The organism is Serratia sp. YWN4, assembly GCF_055790845.1.
Map to the genome: position 1 here is coordinate 3,783,344 of NZ_CM147696.1, position 24,896 is coordinate 3,808,239.

Sequence of the window (24,896 nt, forward strand, 5' to 3'; positions counted from 1 at the left end):
TTCCCTACTCCAGCCTATCGAGATGAATGACCTCGCAATAAAAAAACCCGTGGCCATCAGCGACAGGGCTTTTTATTATATAAATCGATTAATTTTCGCATCCCTTCGCTCGGCTTATTGGTTACGGGTTACACCAAGGGTATCCCCCTTCACGAACAACCTCACGCCCCATCAGGCTGAAAACATCAGTTTTGCGCGTCAGGCGCTCGTGCCACCAGCTAAACCCGTTCCCTTTGCTGGCCGGATGCCACGCCAGCCAGATCATCTCATCCCCCTTTTGCGTATCCACCGGCACCGCCACCAGTTCCCCGCAGCTTAACTCTTTCTCAACCAGTGCCGGTGGCAGGAACCCATGGCCAATTCCGCGTTTTAGCAGCGTCAGCTTACTTTCAACATCACACACCACCAGTTGGCGTTGTCGTGGCAAGATGCCGGTACTACGTTTAGGCAATTCGTGGCTACTGTCGGCAATCACCACCACAATGTCATTCAGCCGTTGATTCTTGCTGATGGCTTTTCTCTGTGCGGCAAACGGATGCGAAGGGGACACGCAGAGCACAAACTCCAGTTTACCGAGCATCAAGGTTTTCGCCTGCACACTCTCCGGGATCTGCCCAATAGCCACAATCAAATCTGCCCGATTATTTTTCAACGCATCCCAGGTGCCGTTCAGTGCCTCCCGTTGTACTGAGATATTGGCATCTGGACTGTGACTGATATAGTCACGGATATCCTGAATCATTGTTTCTATTGGGAAAAACTTATCTAGCGCAATACGGATGTGGTTATCCATCTTGGGGATATTCCTTACCCGACGCTCCAGATCCCGCACTGCATTTAGTATCCACCCCCCTTCCTGTAACAGAAACTCTCCTTCATCCGTCAGGGTTATCATTGGCCCATTACGGTGGAAAAGCTTCACGCACAGCTTGCTTTCAATACTAGAAACGCGATAAGAAATTGCAGAAGGTGTTTTATGCAACACCTCTGCCGCCATAGAAAAAGAACCGGTACTCTTAATGGTGCTGATTATTTTAATCGCATCCAGGGACAATCTAGTCATACATATTCCTCTTGAGCATAAATAAGAAAAATCGACACTAAACACCCCAGCGTATTGGTGCGCAAAAGTCAACCAATTCATACAAAAACAGCCAAGCCAAAGCAATATACTCCAATAATCTAAACGCTACCTGAAAGACATTTCATGACATCTTTAAATAAAACTCATCATGGCCCCCCAAAAACATAAATTAAACGCCAACTCAATCTATCAACGAAAAGTGTTCATCATAATAATTTCAGTTGGTAGCCGATAGAACATTCCATCCTGCCTGAAAGCGAGAATGATAAAAACATAACAAGCCAGTCAGTCTGTTTAATTTAATTCGCAGCAGAGTTGCGACTGGTGAAAATAAACCCAATCCATAAGTTATTATTTACGAACAGGAGTTATTATGAACAAAACGCTGATGTTATTAGGCTTGTTAAGCGCCGCCATTCTCGGTATTTCCCAGCAGGCCCATGCCCATGGCTACGTCGAATCCCCAGCCAGCCGTGCTTATCAATGCAAACTACAGCTCAACACCCAGTGCGGTAGCGTGCAATATGAACCACAAAGCGTGGAAGGCCTGAAAGGTTTCCCACAAAGCGGCCCAGCGGATGGCCATATTGCCAGTGCCGATAAATCCACCTTCTTCGAGCTGGATCAGCAATCACCAGCGCGCTGGAATAAGCTCAACCTGAAAACCGGTGCCAACGCTTTTACCTGGAATCTGACCGCCCGCCACAGCACCACCAGTTGGCGTTATTTCATTACCAAACAGGGTTGGGATGCCACTCAGCCATTAACCCGCGCTTCCTTTGAGCTGACGCCGTTCTGCCAGTTTAATGACGGTGGTGCGATCCCGGCGGCCAAGGTGACCCACCAGTGCAATATACCCGCCGATCGTAGCGGTTCGCATGTGATCCTCGCTGTGTGGGATGTAGCAGACACGGCGAACGCCTTTTATCAGGCGATTGATGTGAATCTGAGCAATTAACTCGAGGAGTTGCAGTAACACAGGGTTCAGCCTGGAAAGGCTGAACTCTGTTATCGTCTGGTTACTGCGACATATTAAGAATGGTGCGGATATTGAGGGCGCTGGTGGCGATAATATCGATCGCCCCGGTACGCAACGCGCCCAATATCGCCAGCGCCTTGGTGTTTTCCGACGCAATGGCAATCACGCAAGGGATACGGCGCAGTTCATCGATACTCAGGCCGATAACGCGATCGTTCATTACCGTATCCACATGCTGCCCCTGCGCATTAAAAAAGTCGTAACCGGCGATATCGCCGATCACTCCTTGATTCAGGCTGGCGTCAATAATCTCATGCGGCGTAAACCAACCCAGCTTCACCATATAGCTGTTCTCGTTCATATCGCCAATCCCCACCAGCGCAACGTCCGCCTTGCGTGCCCGATCGAGGGTTTCCTTGATGGTGCCGTTCTGCATAAAGGCTTCTTTTAGCGCCCGGTTCTCAACATAGGCCGGGGCGTACAGCGTTTCGCTGCTGCCGCCAAACTTCTTCGCCAAGCGGCGGCTGATATGGTCGGCGTTAATCGCATCACCGGGGCGATGCGTGCCGCCAATGCCACAGATAAACTTGCAGTTTTTTTGCGCCACGCTGCCGATGTGATCGGCAATCGCCGCCACATTGCGCCCCTGCCCGACCGTCAACACCATATCGTCTTTCAGCGACATCGCTAAATAGCCAGAAACCAAGGCCGCCACCTGACGCCGCTGCTCTTCTTCATCCTGATGATCGAGCGCAATCAGCGCACGGCTGATGGGGAAACGCTCCAGCATCTGCTGTTCCAGGCGGGTGCTGAAGACGGGATGGTAGCGCACGGTGATCTCAACAATGCCCTCTTCTTTGGCACGCTTGAGCAAGCGCCCAACCTTGATGCGTGAGATACCGAATTTTTTTGCAATCTCTTCCTGAGTAATTTCGTCCTGATAATAGGCAACGGCAATTTCAGTCAGCAGTTCGTTATCCTGGGTCACTGTGTGTTTTTCCATCCGTTATACGTTTCCTCACAACAAGTGTGAGCGGTTATCCCCTTGGTCAAACAGCAGTATATACCCAATGGATTTCCAGGTGCAGCAAGCCAAGGGGACAGCCATTCACGCACTCACGGTATTTAGGCCTTGCGTGACCTGATCGGCCAATTGACACAACAGCAGGCAGCAGGAAACCGCACCGGCATCCAGTGCGCCGCGCGAACGCTCGCCCAACCGGCTGGCGCGGCCAATCTTCGCCACCAGATCGCGCGTGGAATCACGCCCGGCAATCGCCGCCTGCTTCATGTGTGCCAGTGCATCGCTGAAACTCTCCCCCCGTTGCACGGCCTGTTCAAAGCGGGCGATTGCCGGGAGCAAGGTGTCCATCAGGCATTTGTCGCCGACGCCTGCGCTGCTGATGTCCTGTAATTCACTCAGGCCATTTTGCAGCATGGCCAGAAATACCCGCTTATCCAGCACCGGTTGATCACGCACGCTGTCGGCCATGCCCATAAACAGGCTGCCATACAGCGGCCCCATTGAACCGCCAATCCCTTCCATCAGCGCGTCAGAAACCGCATCAAACGCCTGCGCCAGCGTCAGTGGCTGGCCCTTGATGGTTTCACCGCACATGGCAAAGCCTTTCGCCATATTAATGCCGTGATCGCCATCGCCAATTGCGCCATCAATTTCACTGAGATACTCGCGATTGCTGACGATCACCCGCACCAAAGCGGCCACAATCTCATTGCCATGCTGCGTCGAAATATGTTCTTCCATGGTTCACTCCACCTGGGTTAAGCCTAATGAATGGGCAGGCATGTCGATTAAGGTTTTCAATTCATCGTCGAGCTTCATCAGCGTCAGCGTCACCCCCATCATTTCCAGCGAGGTAAAATAGTTACCCACATAGCAGCGATGCACCTTCGCGCCTTGCGCAGTGAGGCGCTTTTCGATCTCGGCATAATAGATGTACAGCTCCATCACCGGCGTTGCCCCCAGCCCGGAAACCAACACCACCGCCTCCTGCCCTTTTGCCAGCGGCATATCGTTAAGCACAAAGTCGAGCATCGTCCCGGCCATCGCTAGCGCTGACTGGATCGGCGAAACCTCGATCCCCGGCTCGCCGTGGTGACCAATGCCGATCTCCATCTTGCCGTCTTCGATATGGAAATTCGGTTTACCCACCGCCGGGATGGTGCAGGAACTGAGGCCAACGCCGATCGAGCGGCAATTATCAATGGCCTTTTGCGCCGCGCCGATCACACCGTCCAGATCGTAGCCTTGCGCCGCAGCGGCCGCGCCGACCTTCCACATCAGGATCTCACCGGCCACGCCACGGCGCTTTTCAATTTCGCTGGCGGGTGCCGAGGCCACATCGTCGTTCGCTACCACGGTTTTCACCGCCATACCGGCCGCTGCTGCCTTTTTCATCGCCATTTTGACATTCATATTATCGCCAGCGTAATTACCATACAGGCAGGCAACACCCGCACCGCTGTCGGCCGCCTTGAACGCATCCAGAAATGCTCCGGCGGTCGGGGAAGAGAAGATTTCCCCAATCGCCACCGCATCCAGCATGTTTTTGCCGATATAGCCCAGAAACGCCGGTTCATGGCCTGAACCGCCGCCGGTGACGATCCCCACTTTGCCTTTAATCGGTACCGCCGGGTATTTCAGCACCCGCGCATTGCCAGTTGCAGCAAAATAGTTCGGATGAGCTAGCAAGTAGCCTTGGATGGCGTCTTCCACCACGCGATCGGGATCGTTAATGATTCTGTTCATCGTTGCCTCTCTTGCGGATTATTGAATGGTGTAACCGCCGTCAACCAGCAGGTTGGCACCGGTGATCATGCTGGCCGCATCGCTGGCCAAAAACAGCGCGCTGGCGGCGATGTCCTGTGGTTCGGCAAAGCGCCGCAGCGGGATTTTCTGTTTCATCTGCTCGGCCACATCGTCCGACCAGGCTTTACGCCCCAGTTCGGTTAATACCACGGTGGGAGAGATGGCGTTGACCCGCACGTTGTGCGGCCCCCATTCCAGTGCCAATACCTGGGTTAAGCCGATCACTCCGGCCTTGCTGGCGCAGTAAGCCAGGTGATTGGGTAACGCCACCACACCGGCTTGTGAAGCCAGGTTGATAATGCTGCCGCTCCCCTGACGGAGAAAATAGTGGCCCGCCACCTGGCTGGCGAGAAACACGCCTTTTAGGTTGACCGCCATGGTGCGATCCCAGGCCTCTTCCGGCAGTTCCTCTGCTGGATGCAGCGCCACAATTCCGGCACTGTTGACCAACACATCCAGGCGGCCAAAATGGGCCTTCGCCTGGGCGACGGCCTGCGTTAGCGCAGCTTTGTCGGTCACGTCCGTCACTATCCCCAGCGCTGATTCAGCATCCAGCAGTTGGGCGATCGCCACCACCTGCGGCGTGCGATCCAGTAATACCACCCTGGCACCGCTTTGCAGATAACGTTCGGCGATGGCAAAGCCGATGCCTGCCGCGCCCCCGGTGATCAACGCCACTTTTCCTTGCAGGGAAAATTCATTGCTTTCAGTCGACATCATTTGCTCCTTATCCTGTAGCTCAGGATATGTTTGCCAAGCGGGGGTTACCCTCTTCAGCCGCCGCAGCACGCTTTTTCGGTAAGGTGACAAACTTCATCAGCGCACCGGCGAACAGATACAGGCCGGTGAAAATCCAGATCACTCCACCACTGCCCAGGCTGCCGATAAACAAACCCACTACCGCCGGGCCAACAAAGGTACTCAGCCCGGCGCCAAGGTTGAGGATCGACATGGCAGCACCTTTATTCTCTGGCGCCAGCGTGGGCATAATCGCCGAAAGTGGCACGAATGCCGCCAAACAGGCACCGAACATGCCCGCAGCACAGACGGTCAGCAGATAACTTGGCCCCAGGAAATAGGGAACGTAATAGAACAGCAGCGTGGTGATCGCACAGCCAACGCAGCCAAACCACATGACGACGTTGCGCCAGCCCAGGCCGTCGCTGATTACGCCGAAGATCAGGTTGAAGATGATATTGACCGTCCACAGCGCCGCGTACATCTGCAACCAGTCGGTGCGGCTAAAGCCGATATCCATCATGTACATCGGCATAAACACCACAAAGCCATACGCCGCCGAGGTGTTGATGGTACGCACAATGCCACCCAGGCCGATTTTCGGGTTTTCAAACGCGATGGTGATGCCTTTCAGCACATAGCTGAGGGAGGCTTTTTCTCGGTTGCCCGCTTCGGCATGGCCGGGCGTGCGGTTGAGCATCAGCGCGATCATTGCACCCAGTACCACAAAAATTAACGCGCTCCACAGGGTATGGATCTCGCCCAGGTGCGGCAGCATGATGCTGGAATAGAGCACCCCCAACACGCTCAGACCGCCGCTGTAGACAAACCAGAAGATCCCCACTGCCGATCCCAACCTTTCCGGCGGTGCCTCATAGGCCACCCACACCAGAAAACCATAGGCAAACAGCGGATAACCCAGCCCGCGCAGGGCATAGGTCGGCACCATGATCGCCAGGTTATTGCTCGGTAACCCCCACACCAGAAAGCACACCGAACCCAGCAGGAACAGCAGCAGCCCGGCCATCATCACCCGGCGGGCGGTGAAAATCTCTGCCAGCACGCCAGAAAACCAGGCGGCAATCGCCGCAGCAAAACCGTAGACGCTGAACACCAGCGCCGATTCCTGAATGGTTAATCCTTTGCCGATCAGATAAGGCGAGAGCCAGCCTTGTTCCAGCCCTTCCCCCATCATAAAGACCAGCACGCCGGCATAACCGAGCATTAATTTTGGCGAAAGACCAATGCGATGAATCAGTCCATTCCACATAGCACACCTCAGCACATTTGATATCAAGGTGCAGGCTCACCCGCACCAGAACGATGCAGGCATTACAGATTCGGGTTGAGCACCACTTTGATCGAGCCGACGCCGCGTTTCATCATTGCGAAACCTTCGGCAAACTGCTCGAGCGGCAGCGTTTGCGTGACTACGCCTTCGGTGGGCAGATCGCCATTGCGGATGCCTTCGATCACCAGCGGATAGCAATAGGGGCCGAGGTGTGAACCCAGCACATCCAGCTCTTTGCGATCGCTGATAATGCTCCAGTCGACGGTTACCGGATCTTTGAATACCGAGAACTCAACAAAGGTGCCCAGTTTGCGGATCAGCATCAGCCCTTGTTCGACGGACTTCTGCGCGCCGGTGGCTTCAATGTAGATATCGCAGCCATAGCCTTCGGTCATGCCTTTGACGATGGCCATCACGTCGTCACGCAGCGGATTCAGCACCACATCGGCACCAAACTTTTTCGCCAACGCCAAACGCTCGTCAGACAGATCGAGCACCACCAGCTTGGCCGGGCCGGATTTTTTTATCGCCCCGATCATGCCCAACCCGAGCGTCCCGGCACCGGCCAGCACCACCACATCGCCCAGTTTGATATTGGCGCGCTGCACCGCATGGAACGAGCAGGCATAAGGTTCGATCAGGATGGCATCTTCGATCGGCATATCCGCAGGTACGTGATAGTTGATGGCTTCTTTGGTGAACTTCATGTATTCCGCCATACCGCCATTGACGTTTTTCTGGAAGCCGTACAGATCGTGTTTTTCACACATCCAATACTGGCCTCGGTTACAGAAACGGCATTCCCAGCATGGGACGATCTGTTCAGAGATCACCCGATCGCCCAGATTGAATCCTTCAACCCCTTCGCCATAACCCACCACATGACCGATAAATTCGTGGCCGGGGATCATCGGCGCTTTGATATAAGCCGGTTGCTTGTCATCGCCCCAGAAACTGGCGGCCCCTTCAAACGCTTTAACGTCACCGGCGCAGATCCCACAGGCTTCAACCTTGATCAGGATCTCTTTCGGGCCAATTTTCGGTACTGCCACTTCCTCCAGGCGGTAATCGTGCGGGGCATAAGCCACCACCGCTTTCATGGTTTCAGGAATGCCTTCGGCCATTTTTGCCGGTGTTACGCAGTTCTGACACATAGTTCTCTCCTCTGGTAGGGTTCGCCATAATGATCATTAATACATTTAAAGAACATATGAACACTACTCACTCTGTATCGAATTGCCCACCACCAACTTTTCAAACTGTGATACCGCTCAAAAAGACCTCAATAAATGACTAAAACTTCAATTAATACCTATTTATTGGTATTTAAGTCACTATACATGTCCATTTCGCATGATTCACATAAAAACAAAAGAACATTTGTTGAACATTTGATTATCTATGGTTATGGTAACCCCATGACGTGCCACCGAGATCGTCAACCTTATCGCTATCAACCTGGAGATCTTTATGTTGCCTATTGCTATCGGCGCCGATGACGCCGCCATTGAACTGAAGAATGTGATCGTTGCCTGCCTGCAACAACGCAATATCCCCGTTACCGACTACGCACCAGAAAATAATGGGTTATCAAGCAGCTACCCGGATATTGCCTTTGAAGTGGCGCAGGCGATCAAGGATGGCAAGCACCAACGAGGGATCCTGCTGTGTGGCACCGGCATTGGTATGAGCATCGTGGCTAACAAAGTGCCGGGGATCCGCGCAGCGCAGTGTCATGACACCTATTCCGCCCAGCGGGCGCGCAAGAGCAACGATGCGCAGATCATCACTCTGGGCGCACGCGTTATCGGCCCGGAATTGGCGAAATCGATCGTCGAAGCCTGGCTGGCCTCGGAGTTTGAAGGGGGAGGATCGGCACCCAAAGTGGCAAAAATCGGCTATTACGAACAGGTTATCGGCCAACGCTGATTGTTATTGTCCATCATAGCAATCAGTAAAAGCGCATGTTATTCGTCGGCGTTATCAGGCACTGTGTTGGCCTAGATGAAAAACATTCTCATTTACTCACTATTGAGCAAGGAGCTTATCGATGAACCAGTTAGACGCACTCAAACAGTTAACCGTCGTGGTCGCCGACAGTGGCGATATCGAATCGATCCGCCAGTTCGAACCTCAGGATGCCACCACTAACCCTTCGCTGATCCTCAAAGCCGCTGCGCTGCCGCAATATCGGCCACTGATCGTCGAGGCGCTCAACTACGCTCGCCAGCATGGCAGCAAGGAAACCCAGTTGATTAATGCCAGCGATAAGCTGGCGGTCAATATTGGCGTAGAGATCCTGAAAAGCGTGCCGGGCCGGATTTCTACCGAGGTGGATGCCCGCCTGTCGTTCGATCGCGGTATGTGCGTGGCCAAAGCACGCAAGCTGATTGGGCTGTATCAGGCGCAAGGGATCGCGAAATCGCGCATTCTGATCAAGCTGGCCGCCACCTGGGAAGGTATCAAAGCGGCTGAAGAGCTGGAAAGAGAAGGGATCAACACCAACCTGACGCTGCTGTTCTCCTTTGCTCAGGCCCGCGCCTGCGCCGAGGCTAGCGTATTCCTGATCTCACCGTTCGTTGGCCGTATCTATGACTGGTATCAGGCCAAACAGCCAATGGCGGACTACGATGCCAAACAGGATCCCGGCGTGAAGTCGGTCCGCGCGATTTATGAATACTACAAGCAGCATCGCTACCAGACGGTGATCATGGGGGCCAGCTTCCGTAAGGTTGAACAGGTTCTGGCGCTGGCGGGCTGTGATCGTTTAACCATTGCGCCCAATCTGCTGGAACAGTTGAAACAGAGCGAGCAACCAATTGAACGCCAACTGGCACCATCGGTCGAAGCCTTCCACCCACCCGCTCCGCTGGCCGAAGCCGAGTTCCGCTGGCTGCATAATCAGGATGCTATGGCGGTAGAGAAACTGGCTGAAGGCATCCGACTATTCGCCGTTGACCAGCAGAAGCTGGAAGATAGGCTGGCCGCCGAGCTGTAATTCCAGCCCGGCGGCGCTACAGGCAATCGGCAAAATGCGTATTCAACAAGGCCAGCATATTGCGCTTACGCCGAAACTCCGTGGCCAATTGCGCCACGGAGTGGTTGAAATCGTTTAAAGGATGCTGGCTTGCCTTGAGTTTCGCCTGTAGATGCAATAATAACTGTGCTGCCTGTTCATACGACGATGCATTGCCCTGTTCGATAAGCTTTTTTACTACCAGCAGATAGAGTGCCAGCGCCTCCGCCGGTTGCTTGGCAATAGATAAATCGGCCAGTTGCAGTATTTGTTCTCGCGATCCTCCCCCGCTCCTGATACAGGCTTTCGCTTTTTCAATCTCATGGTTTGCCAGATAAAAATCGACCAGTTCCCTCTGCTGACGCGGCGCGTTGAGCAGCACCTGTTCCACTTTGGTTAGCAGTTCGGGTTCTGGCCGCCCGAGTTCCTCATGAACAGTGAGCAGATATTGATATTCATGATAACTAGGGTGTTGTTCAAAACCGCACCAGGCAACCCGCCATGCTTGCTGATGTTCCCCGAGGGCCATTTTTACTCGCACCTCTTGGTGGGTACAGGCGGTTTGCTCATAGGGTGTCGCCACTTTTTTCGCTTTCAGCAACCAATCTTCCGCATCCAGTTCTTCCTGGTGCCCTAGGCAAAACTTGCTGAGATCCAGGTAGTCATGGCAACGGTGAGCCAGCATCGACAGCAAACGCACCTCTTCACGCCAGTTACCGTTTTGTTGGGCGGCCTCTAATAAGGGGGTGGCATAGCTTCTCATTTGCCATGCCAGCTCAAACGGTTGATCTGCCATTTTAAGCTCGGCGGCCATCGTTTCGACGGCATCATTACATAACTTCAACAGGCCGTTTTGCACTTCACCCGTAATAGAAAAATGCTCACCAATTGCTGGGAATACGTCATATTCAGTCTGATTCAGATGTTCAAACAGCCATTGCGCTTTCTTTGCTGCTGACCAGTCGAGTTTTTCAAAAATTGCAGGCATTTTTTCAAAAAGTTGGCCTTCAATAGCAAAGCGATAACCGCCAGAATCGTCAATGCGCCCTAACACGTTATTCAGGCGTTTCAACACATGCTCGGTCAGTAACCACTGTTCTGCGACGGGTAACTTTTCCATCGCCGTCCAGATACTCCCCAACTGCGCTTCTGCGGCGGAGAAATAGCCAAACACCTCATGCCAGTTCCAAAGCGCACGTGCGGGCATGGCCTTGGTCACCATTTTTTTCAGCTGTGCCAGCGAGGCCGGTTCAAACGCCAGCGTGGCCTCAAGCAGCCATGCCTTCGCTAAGCTTTCATTACCACGTAGCGATTGCAGTAATAATGTGATGAGATCGTCAGCCTGTTTTTGTTCGAAATAACGGCGCAACAGTTGCTCATCATTATCTTCCTTCGGCACATTATCGGGCTGATTCAACTGCAATACGACGGCGACGGCATGTTTGCAAACCTCCATATAATCGGCTGCCGGGCAGGTACAGCTACATTGCAGTTCAGGTTTAAGAGCAATCATCACCTGATAAGTGTAACTACCTAACACATCGGCAGTGACCAGTGAACCACGCATGCGCAGATTGCTGACGCAACCTTTCTCCATCAGTTGTGTGCCTTTGGTAAAAGTTTCCCGACCCGTTAGCATCCTCAACTCAGCCATATCAATGAGAGAAGAGTCGGCGGACACAGTGCGATTATCGTCTGATTTCATTTATTTTTTCCGTAACCGTATCTTGATGGCAGCGGCAAAAAGTCACGCCATCACCCGATGAATTTGCAGATACTGCAACAGCATAATGGTTTTGCCGTCCTTGATGCGGCCATCGGCGATCATCGCCACCGCTTCGCAGAACGGCAGCTCCACCACTTCGATATCTTCATCTTCGATGCCACCACCTACGGTTTGGCGCTCGTTATCCTGATATTCGGCAATAAAGAAATAGACGATCTCCGTCACGCCCCCTGGCGACATATAGGCTTCGAAGATTTTCTGTACTTTATCCACCTGAAAACCGGTTTCTTCGATCGCTTCGCGGCGGGCGCACTGCTCGGGCGAATCCGCGTCCAGCAGCCCGGCGCAGGCTTCCAGCAGCATACCGCTGGCATTGCCGTTGACGTAGGTCGGCATACGGAATTGATTGGTCAGCACCACGGTGCCTTTGGCACGGTTATACAGCAGAATAGTGGCACCGTTACCGCGATCGTACACTTCACGTACCTGTTCGACGGATTCGCCATTTTTTCTTTTTAAATCAAAGGTATATTTATTCAACACATACCAGTTGTTCGACAACAGCTCTTTCCTGATATTTTCAATCTTCGATGGCATAAACCTGGTTTCCGTTAGCTGAGCAACCCAATCCTGTGCCAATAGCAAAACGCAGCTACGGTGGATTTGCAACAAAAAACCCCGCAGGCTTTGCAGCACTGCGGGGTTTTTAACACTCATGGTTTAGAAACCGCTCGGCACTTCGCGCATATCCGGCAGTTTATGCGCGATCCCTTTATGGCAATCAATACAGGTTTTGCCTTCGGTAATCGCTTTATCATGCATTTTGGCCGCCACGGTTTTCTGGGCGCTGAAATCCATATACTCAAAGTTATGGCAGTTACGACATTCCTGTGAGTCATTGGCCTTCATACGCGCCCATTCGTTACTGGCCATCGCTAAGCGGTGTGCTTCAAACTTCTGCGGCGTGTCGATCACGCCAAACACCTTGCCATACAGTTCCTTGCTGGCCTTCAGCTTGCGCAGCATTTTCGGTGCCCACTCGTGCGGTACGTGGCAATCCGGGCAGGTGGCGCGAACGCCGCTGCGGTTGCTGTAGTGCACGCTATCCATATATTCCTCGTAGACGTTTTCGCGCATTTCATGGCAACTGATGCAGAACTGCTCGGTGTTAGCCGCTTCCATCCCGGTGTTGAAACCGCCCCAGAAAATGATCCCGGCGACAAAACCCAACAGCAGCAGCGTGCCCAACGCCAAACGGCTCGGCCTGCGCCACCAGCGCCATAAACGGCGAATCAGCCCGGCCTTTTTCTCAGATGTTGCATTATTACGTTCGGCCATAACTCCCCCGCTTATTGCCCAAAGCCCGTCATAGGCTTGAAATCGTTACCGATGATCGGTGCAGCATCGGTTTGTGGTACGTGACATTGCAAACAGAAATAGCGGCGTGGTGCAACTTCACCGAGCACTTTGCCGTCACTGTCCATAAAGTGCGTCGGGCTGACACGCGGTGCGCCGGTCGTGCGATAACTATCCACACCGTGGCACTGCAAGCAGCGGTTGGTGTTCTTGGTGACCTGATAACCATCAATGCTGTGCGGGATCATCGGCGGCTGGTTGACATAGTTCAGCGCCATCTTTTCCTGCTGTTTCGGCATTTTAATCTGCCCTTCGACAGTGGCGGAAACCTCTGGCGACTGCTGAAGATCCACATCGCTGGCGGCAAACACGAAGCTGGCAACCACCAGCGACAGCAGCGCACCACACAGGGAAAGCGGCTTGTTCAGGACATTGCTTTTCATTTTTTGGCTCCCGAATAATGAAATTTGGTCTTAATTTCGAATACATTTTCTGCACAGACGTCGATACAGCGTCCGCAGGCAATACAGGCATCACTGGCCACCTGTGGCGTGCCTTTTTGCAGCAATAAGGGTTCGCGCAGAATTTGCGGTTCCGGGCAAACGTGGAAACAATCCATACAGCGGGTGCAGTTTTCGCGCTGCTCAGCGCTGATCTGCACCACGCCTTGGCTGCCAATCACGCCGTACAAAGCGCCCATCGGGCAAAGATGGCCACACCAGCCGTGCTCAACCACCAGCAGGTCGAACAGGAACAAGGCCACAATCAGCCAGATCCCGGCACCAAAAGCGGCGACCAAGCCTTTCAGCCAGCTCAACGCTCCCTCGCCAGTGCCATGGATCAAACCACGGCCCATCAGGGCAACCGGGTTGAGCCATTCCCACAGCAGCGTGCCGCTGACGGCGCTACCCACCAGCACGGCGATCAAAATGCCGTAGCGCAGGCCGCGCGGTAGGCTGGCCGACTGCCGCAGGCCCAGCTTGCGCCGCAGCCAGGCCGCCAGATCGGTGACCGGGTTCAACGGACAAACCCAGCCGCAGAACACCCGATTGCCGATCAGGCCGTAGATCAGCACCACTGCCGTGCCCACCCACACCAGCCAGGCGGGCCAATGCCCGGCCAACAGGCTTTCCAGCATCATCAACGGATCGGTGAGCGGGATCGTCTCCAACAGTAAACTGGCGCTGTAGTTGCCGCGCAGGATCCAGACGCCCCACAGCGGCCCGGATAAAAACATCAGCAAGATCAGCAGTTGGCTGCTGCGCCGCAGGATCAGGAAGCGGTTGCTGCGCCACCAGCCATGGCGCAGGCGGGCATCACGCCCGGCTTGTGCAACAGGATTGGCCATCATTCACCTCCCTTTGCGCCGCGTGCCGGTAATGTGATCCCTTCCGGCACCAACGAATGCCCTGCACGCTGTTTTTCCTGCCAGCCCCAGCGGTAATGCTCGCCCAACTGACCGCGTGCCAGTTCCATTGGCAACACCTTGATCGCCGCCTGTTCCAGCACGCAGGCCTGTTCGCACTTGCCGCAGCCGGTGCAAGCATCGCTGTGTACCGTAGGCAGGAACATCGCGTGCTTGCCGGTACGTTGGTTGTGCTGTAGCTCCAGCGTAATCGCCTTGTCGATCTGCGGGCAGACGCGGTAACAGACGTCACAGCGCAAACCCTGCCAGTTCAGGCAATTTTCATGATCCAGCAGCACTGCCAACCCCATCCGCGCCTGATCGATATCGGTCAGCAAAGGATCCAGCGCACCGCTTGGGCAGGCCACCACGCACGGCAGGTCTTCGCACATCTCGCAAGGGATATCCCTTGCCACAAAGTAAGGCGTTCCCGCAGCCAGCGGTGAAAGCAGCGTGGCCAGTTTCAGCGTTTGATACGGGCACGCCTGCACGCACTGGCCACAGCGGATGCAGGCGCTGTCAAACGCCCCATTCGCCAGCGCGCCCGGTGGCCGCAAGGCCAAACCGTCACGCGCCTGCGACTGTTGCTGCTGCAACCCAAGCAGTACGGCGATCCCCGCCAATCCGGCGGCGCTGCGGGCGGCATCACGCAGGAAGCGCCGCCGCGCCGGGGTTTTATCTCGTTGCTGGCTCATGGCTTTGGCCTTATACCTTCTCCAGTTTTACCGCACACTTCTTGTAATCGGTCTCTTTTGACAGCGGATCGGTAGCATCCAGCGTCAGGTTATTGACCAACTGCGCCGCATCAAAGAACGGCATATACACCAGACCTTTCGGTGGGCGGTTGCGGCCACGGGTTTCGACGATACTGATCACCTCACCACGGCGGGACACCACTTTCACTTTGTCACCCCGGCGCAGGTTGCGATCTTTGGCATCCAGCGGGTGGATAAACGTCACCGCTTCTGGGAAGGCGCGATGCAGTTCCGGCACGCGGCGCGTCATTGAACCGGTATGCCAATGCTCCAGCACGCGGCCGGTAGACAGCCACAGGTCGTATTCCTGATCCGGGCTTTCTGCTGCCGGTTCAAACGGCAGCGCGAAGATCACCGCTTTGCCGTCTGGTTTGCCATAGAAACGCACGCTTTCACCCGCTTTCACATAAGGATCGGTGCCTTCGCGGTAACGCCACAGGGTTTCTTTGCCATCGACCACCGGCCAGCGCAGGCCGCGCGCCTGGTGGTACATGTCGAACGCCGCCAGATCGTGACCATGACCGCGCCCGAAACCGGCATACTCTTCAAACAGCCCTTTCTGGATGTAATAACCAAAGTCACGCGCTTCGTCGTTCAACTGAGCCGCCGGGATCTCTTCCAGCTTGTATTTATTGACTTCACCGTTGGCGAACAGCACGTCATACAGGGTCTTGCCACGGTATTCCGGTTTCTGATTCAGCAGTTCCGCTGACCACACTTCTTCCACCTTGAAGCGCTTGGCAAACTCCACCAACTGCCACAGATCGGATTTGGCCTCGCCCGGCGCTTTCACCTGCTGACGCCAGAACTGGGTGCGGCGTTCAGCGTTGCCGTAAGCCCCCTCTTTCTCGACCCACATGGCGGTTGGCAGGATCAGATCCGCCGCCAGCGCGCTCACCGTCGGGTACGGATCGGAAACCACGATAAAGTTGCGCGGATCGCGCCAGCCCGGCATACGCTCTTCGTTAATATTCGGCCCGGCCTGCATGTTGTTGGTACACAGGGTCCAGTAAGCATTCAGCTTGCCGTCTTTCAGCGCCCGATCCTGCGCTACCGCGTGCAGCCCGATTTGTTCTGGAATGGTGCCCGCCGGTAGTTGCCAGATCTTTTCGGCGATCTGACGGTGTTTTTCGTTGGTGACCACCATATCGGCAGGCAAACGGTGGGCAAAGGTGCCCACTTCACGCGCAGTACCGCAGGCGGAAGGCTGGCCGGTGAGTGAGAACGGCCCGCAGCCCGGCTTGGAGATCTTGCCGGTCAGCAGGTGCAGGTTGTAGCACAGGTTGTTGGCCCACACGCCGCGCGTATGCTGGTTAAAACCCATGGTCCAGTAAGACACCACTTTCACATTGGGATCGGCATACAGCTTCGCCAGCGCTTCCAACTGATCTTTCGGCACGCCGCTCATCTCGGCGGTTTTATCCAGCGTATATTCCGCGACGAAGGCTTTGTAATCGTCAAAGCTCATCGGCTCCGAGGCATCGCTGCCTGGATTCTTAGCGGCTTTTTCCAACGGGTGCGTCGGACGCAGGCCGTAACCGATATCGGTCGCGCCCTTGCGGATATTGACGTGCTGCTTGAGGAATTCCTGATCGACCGCGTTGTTCTGAATAATGTAGTTAGCGATGTAATTCATGATCGCCAGATCGGTCTGCGGGGTGAACACCATAGCGTTATCCGCCAGCTCAAAGCTGCGATGCTCGAACGTAGACAGGACGGAAACGTTGACCTTATCGTTACCCAAACGGCGGTTGGTGATGCGCGACCAGAGGATCGGGTGCATTTCCGCCATATTGGAACCCCAAAGCACGAACGCGTCGGCCTGCTCGATATCGTCGTAGCAGCCCATCGGTTCGTCCATGCCGAAGGTGCGCATGAAACCCACTACCGCCGAAGCCATGCAGTGGCGAGCATTCGGATCGAGGTTGTTGGAACGCAAACCGGCCTTGAACAGCTTGGCGGCGGCATAGCCTTCCCATACCGTCCACTGGCCGGAACCGAACATACCTATCGCATTCGGGCCTTTCTCTTTCAGCGCCGCTTTGAACTTCTCGGCCATGATATCGAAAGCCTGCTCCCAACCGATGGGCGTGAACTCACCCTCTTTATCGTACTGGCCGTTTTTCATCCGCAGCAGCGGCTGTGTCAAACGGTCTTTGCCGTACATGATTTTCGGCAGGAAGTAGCCTTTGATACAGTTCAGGCCACGGTTGACCGGCGCATCCGGATCGCCCTGCGAGGCGACAATGCGGCCATTCTGTGTACCCACCAGCACGCCGCAGCCGGTGCCGCAGAAACGGCAAGGCGCTTTGTCCCATTTGATTTCATCAGCACCGCCGACCACGGCCTGGGCGACCGTTGGGATCGTCAGCCCGGCAGCCGCAGCGGCGGCCGCTGCGGCGTTAGCTTTCATGAAGTCTCGACGACTGAGTTTCATGGCGTTACCTCACCTTGCTCATCCTGCTGGTGATAAACCAGCGACACCGCCAGTACGCCATCCAAATCACGCACCGACTCAATTTTTTCCAGCAACGCCTGAGAGCGTGCGGCCTGCATCACCACCACCAACTTACCCTGCTGTTGATTCTGTACCGGAATCTCCGTCTCCGGGATCGCCAGCAGCGCTGGGATCAACCCTGGAAACTTTTCCGGCCGGGCCTGAACCATCAACCCGCTCACATGCCATTCGTTATTCATTATTTTCACTCCGAGTTATCGCGATCGCCGCCGCCGGGCAACCGGCAACACAAGCACCACAGCCGTTGCAGGCCGCCGCTTCGAGCGCCGGTTTAGCGATCCCGCCCAACTGTGGTCGGAAACGGATTGCCTGCGTTTCACAGTTATCCTGGCAACTGCGGCACTCAATGCCCTGCAACGCCAGGCAGCAGGCGGTAAAGGTTGCCACTTGCTGCCAAGGCGGGTATTGCGGCGGATAAAACAGCGGTGCTTCGCAAGCCTCTGCGCACTGGCGGCAAAAGGTGCACTCCGCACGTTGGAAATCAACTTCAGGAAAACCACCGCTGCCAGCGATCAACACACCGGTTTCACAGGCATCGATACACGCCTGGCATCGGGTGCAACCAGTAAGAAAGAGAGGAGCTTCGCGCGACCATGGGGGACGGATCGCATCAGAATGATGACGCCATTGTCCGCTGAGCAGTTTGCGTCGCGACAATTCGGCCATGCGGTTTATCCTTAGTGTTAGAAATACGCACTGCGTATAAAAATGACTCTATAATTTTGTATTTTTTGTCTCAAAACCCCTGTAGGGGCAGGGACAAAATAGGCTGAACACCAAGGGGAAATAATCACTCTTTATGGGTAAATCACTAGGTTGATTGCGCCAGATCAATCTCTGGCAATGTATAGGGGGTTTCTGGTGCGGATTTTTACGCGAGCGTTATTTATTAAATTATATAGCGATACCTCCATCAAGCCACGCCAAGCCGTTTGACGAAAATCGCGGTGATTTTACGCCATAGAGGTTATCATTTCGCTTGTGAATGAAATTCGATGGCTTGGGCCCGCTCATAGATAAGGATGCCTAATTGCTCGTAAAACGCTCAGTGACAGGAAGCCTGGCCAAGGCGCTAATCAGCATCGTGATACTTTCGGTGCTGTCTACCGGGCTGGCGCTGACCACCGTAGCCGATAGCCTGCGCGATGCGGAAGCCGTAAATATTGCCGGTTCGCTGCGCATGCAGAGCTATCGCTTGGCATATGAACTGGCCAACGGTGCCGGTGAGTTGAACGAGCACCTGTTGCAATATCAACAATCGCTGCTGGCACCGGCCCTGCTCAAGCTCGATCGCTTTTACGTGCCGAGAGACGTGCGGGAAAAATACCTGACGCTGCGCCAATCCTGGCTGGCGCTGGAAAAGCAGATCCAGGCCGGACATGCAGAAAACTATCAGGCCAACGTGGCCAGCTATGTTAATCAGATCGACCATTTTGTGCTGGCGCTGCAACGCTATTCCGAAATCAAACTGAGCATTGTGGCGGCGATCAGCGTCATGGGGTATATCGCGATCGTGGCTCTGGTGCTGTTCTGCATCCGCTTTATGCGCCGCCAAGTGGTGACGCCGTTGAAACGTTTGGTGGATGCCAGCCAGCGTATGCAGCAGCGCGATTTTAACCATCCGCCACTCGACATATCGTTACCGAATGAATTGGGGGTGTTATCGCAGGCGTTCACCGCTATGTCCGGCGAACTGGCCAAGCTGTATAAGTCGCTGGAATATAAGGTGCAGGAAAAAACCGAGCGCCTACAGCAGGCCAACCGCACGCTGGAAGTGCTTTACAGCTGTTCACAAGCGCTGAGCGCCGGGCAGCTTGACCAGCGGGCGTTCGAGAAGGTGTTGCGTATTGTGCGCCTGAGTGAACAACTGCAATGCATCCGGCTGAATGTGGAAGACAACCTCAGCCAATGGCAGATCGGCAGTGGTGAACCGCTGGCGGAACAGGAGTGGCAGGCGATCGCCATTACGCAGGACAACAAACCGCTGGGCAGCCTGAGTTGGCAGCAACAGCAACAGCCGCCCCACCCGCATCTGATGCAGAGCGTGGCCAATATGCTCAGCCGCAGCGTTTACTTCAATCGCGCGCAGAAGCAGCATATGCAATTTCTGCTGATGGAAGAACGCGCCACCATTGCCCGCGAACTGCATGACTCGCTGGCGCAGGCACTGACGTTTCTGCGTATCCAGCTCACCTTGCTGAAACGCACGCTGGTGGACAGCCCGCCTGCCGCTCACGAGATTATCGATGATTTTGACCGGGCGCTGGCCGACGCCTATCGCCAACTGCGTGAATTGCTGACTACCTTCCGCCTGAGCATTCAGGATGCCGATCTTAATGCGGCGCTGAAGCAGGTGCTGGAGCCATTAAAGCTTCTGACCAGCGCACGGATTCAGTTACACTGCCGACTAGCCTCGCAGGCGCTGAATGCGCAGCAACAGGTTCACGCACTACAGATCGTGCGTGAAGCGGTACTGAATGCCATCAAGCACGCCGATGCGCAGGAAATTGTGATTCGCTGCGAACTCTCGCCAGAGGGCGATAATCAGATCACTATCTGCGATGATGGTTCCGGCATCGACAGCCTGGACGAACCGGAAGGCCATTACGGTTTGACCATTATGAGCGAACGGGCGACGCGCCTGGGGGGGAAGTTACACATCCGGCGCGGTAAAGAAAAAGGCACAGAGATCTGCCTGATTTTTCCGCCTTAAGGGATGGTTTATCCGTTGCTGCTGAGCAGTAGTAACCCTTTAAAAATATCTGCGGCACCCAACGCCGCTCTGTGATTAACAGCCAAGTGCCCTCTCCGGCACTTGTGTGGTTTTACTCGCTACAGGGAGCATGTTTCATGGTGATGAAAAATTACAAGGTCATGATCGTTGACGATCACCCACTGATGCGCCGGGGCATCAAACAGTTGCTTGGGCTGGACCCCACGTTTACCGTCGTGGCGGAAGCCAGCAATGGTAACGAAGCCATCACGTTAGCCGGGCAATTGACGCCAGACGTCATTCTGCTTGATCTCAACATGAAAGGCCTCTCCGGGCTGGATACGCTGAAAGCCTTGCGTGACGATGATGTGGATGCCCGCATCATCGTGCTGACGGTCTCCGATGCGCGCAGCGATGTGTATGCGTTAATCGATGCCGGTGCCGATGGTTATCTGCTGAAAGACAGCGAGCCCGAGCAGTTGCTGGAGCATATCCGTGAAGCCGCCGAAGGCAAGAATGTGATAAGCGAAGCGGTGGTCGACTATCTGGCATCGCGCAGCGAACAGCACGATCCGTTTGCCGATCTGACCGAACGTGAATTGGATGTGTTACAGGAAGTGGCGCGCGGGATGTCAAACAAGCAGGTGGCGGCGCAATTGCACATTTCTGAAGAAACGGTGAAGGTGCATATTCGCAACATGCTACGTAAGCTCAACGTGCGTTCGCGCGTGGCGGCCACCGTCTTGTATCTGGAATACAAGAGCCAATAATGCGTCCCCGGCGTGCCGGGGAACATTTATTCGATCGCAGCCAGCAGCGCCAGATGATGCTGGTTAATCCAGCTTTTATTCAACGGCCCCCAGTTTTCAAGCTGATAGAAACCGTCGTTATTACGCACTCCCTGCTGAACAAACTGCAATTCCACACCCAAGCCGGGTAAGGCTTTTAACACATCCTGTAATGTACGGCGCGGCCAGCCGGTCAACTCCATCAGGCGCGGAACATTAGGCCGTTCGCTGTGGTTGATTAGCCAACAAAGATAAAGACGACGGGCAAATACCGGGTTAATTTCCATGCCAAACTCCTGCTGCGATAATTTCATTCACTCTGCAATAAATGTAGATGACTACCACTGTTATTTACATTATCTCCATTTTTTCTCCACGCTTTCCCTGCCTATCACGAGTAAAGTGCAATGGCGTCTGGCTCCTGCCAGGCGGTATAAGCATAACTGATGCTGTCAAAAATATAACAAGCCATAACGAGGTTCATGCTGCATGGCCAATTTTTTCATTGACCGCCCTATTTTTGCCTGGGTTCTGGCAATTATTCTTTGCCTGACAGGCACCTTGGCGATTTTTTCGTTGCCTGTCGAACAATACCCGAATCTCGCTCCGCCTAATGTGCGTATCAGTGCCACTTATCCTGGGGCTTCAGCGCAAACGCTGGAAAACACCGTTACCCAGATTATCGAACAGAACATGACCGGCCTCGACAACATGATGTATATGTCGTCGCAAAGTACCAACACCGGTCAGGCCAGCGTGACGCTGACGTTCAACGCTGGCACCGATCCTAATCAAGCGATGCAGCAGGTGCAGAACCAGCTCCAAGGGGCGCTAAAGCGCTTACCGCAAGCGGTGCAACAGCAAGGGGTGTCGGTCTCCAAATCCGGCGATACCACGCTGATGATGGTGGCTTTCGTCTCTACCGACGGCAGCATGGATAAGCAGGATATTGCCGATTACATCGTCTCTAACCTGCAAGACCCACTCAGCCGGATCGACGGTGTGGGTAGTATGGACGTTTACGGCTCGCAGTACGCAATGCGCATCTGGCTGGATCCTAACAAACTCACCAGCTATCAGTTGACCACGCAGGATGTGGTGAGCGCGATCGGTTCACAGAACGCCCAGGTAGCGGTAGGCCAGTTGGGTGGTTCACCGTCGGTGGATAAACAGGCGCTTAACGCCACTATCAACGCACAATCCCAGTTGCAGACGCCGGAACAGTTTCGTGCAATCACCCTGCGCGTCAATCAGGATGGTTCACTGGTCACGCTCGGTGATGTGGCCACCGTTGAACTCGGTGGCGAAAACTACAACTTCCTCAGCCGCTACAACGGCCTGCAGGCCGCCGGGATGAATATCAAATTGGCTTCCGGCGCTAACGAACTGCAAACCGATCAACGGGTGAAAGATAAAATCGCTGAGCTGGCAAAATTTTTCCCGCCGGGGCTGGAGGCGAAGGTGGCCTATGAAACCACCCCGTTCGTCAAAGCCTCGATTAGAGACGTAGTGAAAACGCTGCTGGAAGCCATCGCGCTGGTGTTCCTGGTGATGTATCTGTTCCTGCAGAACTTCCGCGCTACGCTGATCCCGACCATCGCCGTGCCGGTGGTGCTGCTGGGCACCTTCACCATTCTTGCCGCTTTCGGTTACAGCATTAATACCCTGACGATGTTCGCCATGGTATTGGCGATCGGCCTGCTGGTGGACGATGCCATCGTGGTAGTGGAAAACGTTGAGCGCGTAATGAGTGAAGAGGGATTATCTCCGCGCGACGCAACGCGTAAATCCATGGGGCAGATCCAGGGTGCCTTGGTGGGGATTGCCATGGTGCTTTCAGCGGTGTTTATTCCCATGGCTTTCTTCGGCGGCACGACCGGCGCGATTTATCGCCAGTTCTCGATCACTATCGTTTCCGCCATGGTGCTGTCCGTGCTGGTGGCGATGATCCTGACTCCGGCGCTGTGCGCTACCCTGCTGAAACCGGTGGTCAAAGGCCATCATCATGGTAAACGAGGTTTCTTCGGCTGGTTCAACCGCATGTTCAACCGTAACGCCGAACGCTATGAACGCGGCGTGGCGCGCGTGCTGCACCACAGCATCCGCTATATGGTGATTTACCTGCTGTTGCTCGGCGGGATGGCGCTGTTGTTCCTGAAGCTGCCCACCTCGTTTCTGCCACAGGAAGATCGCGGCGTATTCACCGTGCAGGTGCAATTACCAACGGGTTCAACCCTGCAACAAACCACCAAAGTGGTGGAAAAGGTGGAGCACTATTTCCTGAACAAAGAAAAAGATAACGTGCTGTCGGTGTTCTCTACCATTGGTTCCGGGCCAGGGGGAAATGGGCAAAACGTGGCGCGGATGTTTATCCGCCTGAAGGCGTGGGAATCACGCACTGCGGGGGCCAATAGCTCATTCGCTATCATCGATCGCGCAACCAAAGCCTTCAGTAAGATTAATGAAGCCAGAGTCATCGCCAGCAGCCCGCCAGCGATTACCGGGCTGGGTAACGCTGCGGGCTTTGATATGCAGTTGGAAGATCATGCCGGGCAAGGCCACGAGAAGCTGATGGCAGCGCGCGATCGGTTGTTGCAACTGGCCGGGCAAAACCCGCAGTTATCCCGCGTGCGCCATAACGGCCTGGACGATAGCCCGCAGTTGCAAATCGATATCGATCAACGCAAGGCACAGGCGCTGGGCGTTGCCATTAACGATATCAACAGCACGCTCTCCACCGCCTGGGGTTCAACCTATGTGAACGACTTTGTCGATCGTGGGCGGGTGAAGAAAGTGTATGTGCAGGCCGCTGCGCCTTTCCGCATGCTGCCGGAAGACATCAATAAATGGTACGTGCGCAACAGCAGCGGTGGCATGGTGCCGTTTTCTGCCTTTGCCACTTCACATTGGAATTTCGGTTCGCCGCGCCTGGAACGCTATAACGGCAGTTCAACGGTTGAAATTGTCGGTGAAGCCGCTGCCGGTGTCAGTACCGGCACCGCGATGATCGAGATGGAAAAACTCGTCAGCCAGTTACCGGTCGGTTTTGGTCTCGAATGGACCGCCATGTCTTATCAGGAACGGCTGTCGGGCTCCCAGGCTCCGGCGCTGTATGCCATCTCGCTGCTGGTGGTGTTCCTGTGTCTGGCAGCCCTGTATGAAAGCTGGTCGATTCCGTTTTCAGTCATGCTGGTCGTGCCGCTTGGGGTGATCGGTGCCGTAGCGGCGACCTGGCTGCGCGGGCTGGAGAACGACGTTTACTTCCAGGTTGGGCTATTGACGATTATCGGGCTGTCTGCCAAAAACGCTATCCTGATCGTCGAATTCGCCAATGAACTCAATCACAAAGGGCAAGATCTGATGGCCGCCACGCTGGAAGCCTCGCGCATGCGTTTACGCCCGATTTTGATGACCTCGCTGGCCTTTATCTTCGGCGTGTTGCCCATGACCATCAGTTCCGGTGCCGGTTCAGGCAGCCAACACGCTGTCGGTACCGGTGTGATGGGCGGCATGATTTCCGCCACCATCCTGGCTATTTTCTTTGTGCCGTTATTCTTTGTTCTGGTGCGCCGCCGCTTCCCTGGCAAGCCCGCCGTGCAACCACAGGCCGAGAAACGCAGCGAATAATGTGCGTAAAAAAAGCAGCATCAGAGAACCGATGCTGCTTTATTACAACTTATATCTTGTACCCAAGGTG

The 24,896-nt window shown here is 54.7% G+C and carries 23 protein-coding genes; 6 read left to right on the forward strand and 17 right to left on the reverse strand.

The window, feature by feature from the left end; translation table 11 throughout:
- Window positions 1-121 precede the first annotated feature (121 nt).
- Entirely contained in the window at window positions 122-1,063 is a 942-nt protein-coding gene (locus tag ACX9GT_RS17710; RefSeq protein ID WP_473187999.1) for a LysR substrate-binding domain-containing protein, read from the reverse strand.
- 394 nt (window positions 1,064-1,457) lie between these two features.
- Between ACX9GT_RS17710 and cbp21 the strand changes: the two genes are divergently transcribed.
- On the forward strand, window positions 1,458-2,042 hold the full coding sequence (cbp21, locus tag ACX9GT_RS17715) for a chitin-binding protein/chitosanase CBP21 (protein ID WP_473188000.1): 585 nt from the start codon (window positions 1,458-1,460) through the stop codon (window positions 2,040-2,042).
- A 61-nt stretch (window positions 2,043-2,103) separates the two neighbouring features.
- Here cbp21 and ACX9GT_RS17720 read toward each other — a convergent pair whose 3' ends face one another.
- The 6 genes from ACX9GT_RS17720 to ACX9GT_RS17745 all read right to left on the reverse strand — a co-directional run bounded on the left by ACX9GT_RS17720 (window position 2,104) and on the right by ACX9GT_RS17745 (window position 8,076).
- Entirely contained in the window at window positions 2,104-3,066 is a 963-nt protein-coding gene (locus ACX9GT_RS17720) for a sugar-binding transcriptional regulator (protein ID WP_459401813.1), read from the reverse strand.
- Between the two features lie 105 nt (window positions 3,067-3,171).
- A complete protein-coding gene (gene dhaL, locus ACX9GT_RS17725; RefSeq protein WP_473188001.1) occupies window positions 3,172-3,828 on the reverse strand; it encodes a dihydroxyacetone kinase subunit DhaL in 657 nt (218 codons plus the stop codon).
- 3 nt (window positions 3,829-3,831) lie between these two features.
- Window positions 3,832-4,833 (reverse strand): dihydroxyacetone kinase subunit DhaK, encoded by a 1,002-nt coding sequence (locus tag ACX9GT_RS17730; protein WP_473188002.1) that lies wholly within the window; start codon window positions 4,831-4,833, stop codon window positions 3,832-3,834.
- Window positions 4,834-4,851: 18 nt separating this feature from the next.
- The gene (locus tag ACX9GT_RS17735) at window positions 4,852-5,613 is read right to left on the reverse strand and encodes an SDR family oxidoreductase (RefSeq protein WP_473188003.1); all 762 of its coding nucleotides are present in this window, start codon (window positions 5,611-5,613) and stop codon (window positions 4,852-4,854) included.
- A gap of 19 nt (window positions 5,614-5,632) precedes the next feature.
- Window positions 5,633-6,901 (reverse strand): MFS transporter, encoded by a 1,269-nt coding sequence (locus ACX9GT_RS17740; RefSeq protein ID WP_473188004.1) that lies wholly within the window; start codon window positions 6,899-6,901, stop codon window positions 5,633-5,635.
- 62 nt (window positions 6,902-6,963) lie between these two features.
- Entirely contained in the window at window positions 6,964-8,076 is a 1,113-nt protein-coding gene (locus ACX9GT_RS17745) for an MDR/zinc-dependent alcohol dehydrogenase-like family protein (protein WP_473188005.1), read from the reverse strand.
- 316 nt (window positions 8,077-8,392) lie between these two features.
- On the opposite strand from ACX9GT_RS17745, the gene rpiB reads away from it, so the two are divergent.
- Complete coding sequence (rpiB, locus tag ACX9GT_RS17750) at window positions 8,393-8,851, forward strand: ribose 5-phosphate isomerase B (protein ID WP_473188006.1); 459 nt, start codon at window positions 8,393-8,395, stop codon at window positions 8,849-8,851.
- A gap of 121 nt (window positions 8,852-8,972) precedes the next feature.
- Entirely contained in the window at window positions 8,973-9,920 is a 948-nt protein-coding gene (gene tal, locus ACX9GT_RS17755) for a transaldolase (RefSeq protein WP_473188007.1), read from the forward strand.
- A 16-nt stretch (window positions 9,921-9,936) separates the two neighbouring features.
- Here tal and ACX9GT_RS17760 read toward each other — a convergent pair whose 3' ends face one another.
- The 9 genes from ACX9GT_RS17760 to napF all read right to left on the reverse strand — a co-directional run bounded on the left by ACX9GT_RS17760 (window position 9,937) and on the right by napF (window position 18,364).
- The gene (locus tag ACX9GT_RS17760; RefSeq protein ID WP_473188008.1) at window positions 9,937-11,535 is read right to left on the reverse strand and encodes an SWIM zinc finger family protein; all 1,599 of its coding nucleotides are present in this window, start codon (window positions 11,533-11,535) and stop codon (window positions 9,937-9,939) included.
- A 150-nt stretch (window positions 11,536-11,685) separates the two neighbouring features.
- Window positions 11,686-12,261, reverse strand: coding sequence for a GDP-mannose pyrophosphatase NudK (nudK, locus tag ACX9GT_RS17765; RefSeq protein ID WP_473191626.1), 576 nt, complete (start codon window positions 12,259-12,261; stop codon window positions 11,686-11,688).
- Window positions 12,262-12,384: 123 nt separating this feature from the next.
- Window positions 12,385-13,002: a cytochrome c-type protein NapC gene (napC, locus tag ACX9GT_RS17770; protein ID WP_473188009.1), complete on the reverse strand. Its 618-nt coding sequence runs from the start codon at window positions 13,000-13,002 to the stop codon at window positions 12,385-12,387.
- Window positions 13,003-13,013: 11 nt separating this feature from the next.
- Complete coding sequence (gene napB, locus ACX9GT_RS17775; protein ID WP_473188010.1) at window positions 13,014-13,463, reverse strand: nitrate reductase cytochrome c-type subunit; 450 nt, start codon at window positions 13,461-13,463, stop codon at window positions 13,014-13,016.
- Window positions 13,460-14,368, reverse strand: coding sequence for a quinol dehydrogenase ferredoxin subunit NapH (napH, locus tag ACX9GT_RS17780; protein ID WP_473191627.1), 909 nt, complete (start codon window positions 14,366-14,368; stop codon window positions 13,460-13,462). Before napH ends, napB begins: the two co-directional genes overlap by 4 nt.
- Window positions 14,368-15,120 (reverse strand): ferredoxin-type protein NapG, encoded by a 753-nt coding sequence (gene napG / locus ACX9GT_RS17785; protein WP_473188011.1) that lies wholly within the window; start codon window positions 15,118-15,120, stop codon window positions 14,368-14,370. Before napG ends, napH begins: the two co-directional genes overlap by 1 nt.
- Window positions 15,121-15,130: 10 nt before the next feature.
- The gene (gene napA / locus ACX9GT_RS17790; RefSeq protein ID WP_473188012.1) at window positions 15,131-17,617 is read right to left on the reverse strand and encodes a nitrate reductase catalytic subunit NapA; all 2,487 of its coding nucleotides are present in this window, start codon (window positions 17,615-17,617) and stop codon (window positions 15,131-15,133) included.
- The gene (napD, locus tag ACX9GT_RS17795) at window positions 17,614-17,880 is read right to left on the reverse strand and encodes a chaperone NapD (protein ID WP_473191628.1); all 267 of its coding nucleotides are present in this window, start codon (window positions 17,878-17,880) and stop codon (window positions 17,614-17,616) included. Before napD ends, napA begins: the two co-directional genes overlap by 4 nt.
- Window positions 17,870-18,364, reverse strand: a complete 495-nt coding sequence (napF, locus tag ACX9GT_RS17800; protein ID WP_473188013.1) for a ferredoxin-type protein NapF — start codon at window positions 18,362-18,364, stop codon at window positions 17,870-17,872. Before napF ends, napD begins: the two co-directional genes overlap by 11 nt.
- Before the next feature lie 364 nt (window positions 18,365-18,728).
- Between napF and narQ the strand changes: the two genes are divergently transcribed.
- Both narQ and narP read left to right on the forward strand, forming a co-directional pair.
- Window positions 18,729-20,411, forward strand: a complete 1,683-nt coding sequence (gene narQ / locus ACX9GT_RS17805; protein ID WP_473188014.1) for a nitrate/nitrite two-component system sensor histidine kinase NarQ — start codon at window positions 18,729-18,731, stop codon at window positions 20,409-20,411.
- Between the two features lie 137 nt (window positions 20,412-20,548).
- Window positions 20,549-21,181 (forward strand): nitrate/nitrite response regulator protein NarP, encoded by a 633-nt coding sequence (gene narP / locus ACX9GT_RS17810; RefSeq protein ID WP_459401797.1) that lies wholly within the window; start codon window positions 20,549-20,551, stop codon window positions 21,179-21,181.
- 26 nt (window positions 21,182-21,207) lie between these two features.
- Here the strand turns inward: narP and ACX9GT_RS17815 are convergent, their stop codons facing one another.
- Window positions 21,208-21,486, reverse strand: a complete 279-nt coding sequence (locus ACX9GT_RS17815) for a winged helix-turn-helix domain-containing protein (protein WP_473188015.1) — start codon at window positions 21,484-21,486, stop codon at window positions 21,208-21,210.
- 202 nt (window positions 21,487-21,688) lie between these two features.
- Here ACX9GT_RS17815 and acrD point away from each other — a divergent pair, with 202 nt between their 5' ends.
- Window positions 21,689-24,826 (forward strand): multidrug efflux RND transporter permease AcrD, encoded by a 3,138-nt coding sequence (acrD, locus tag ACX9GT_RS17820; protein WP_473188016.1) that lies wholly within the window; start codon window positions 21,689-21,691, stop codon window positions 24,824-24,826.
- Window positions 24,827-24,896 lie beyond the last annotated feature (70 nt).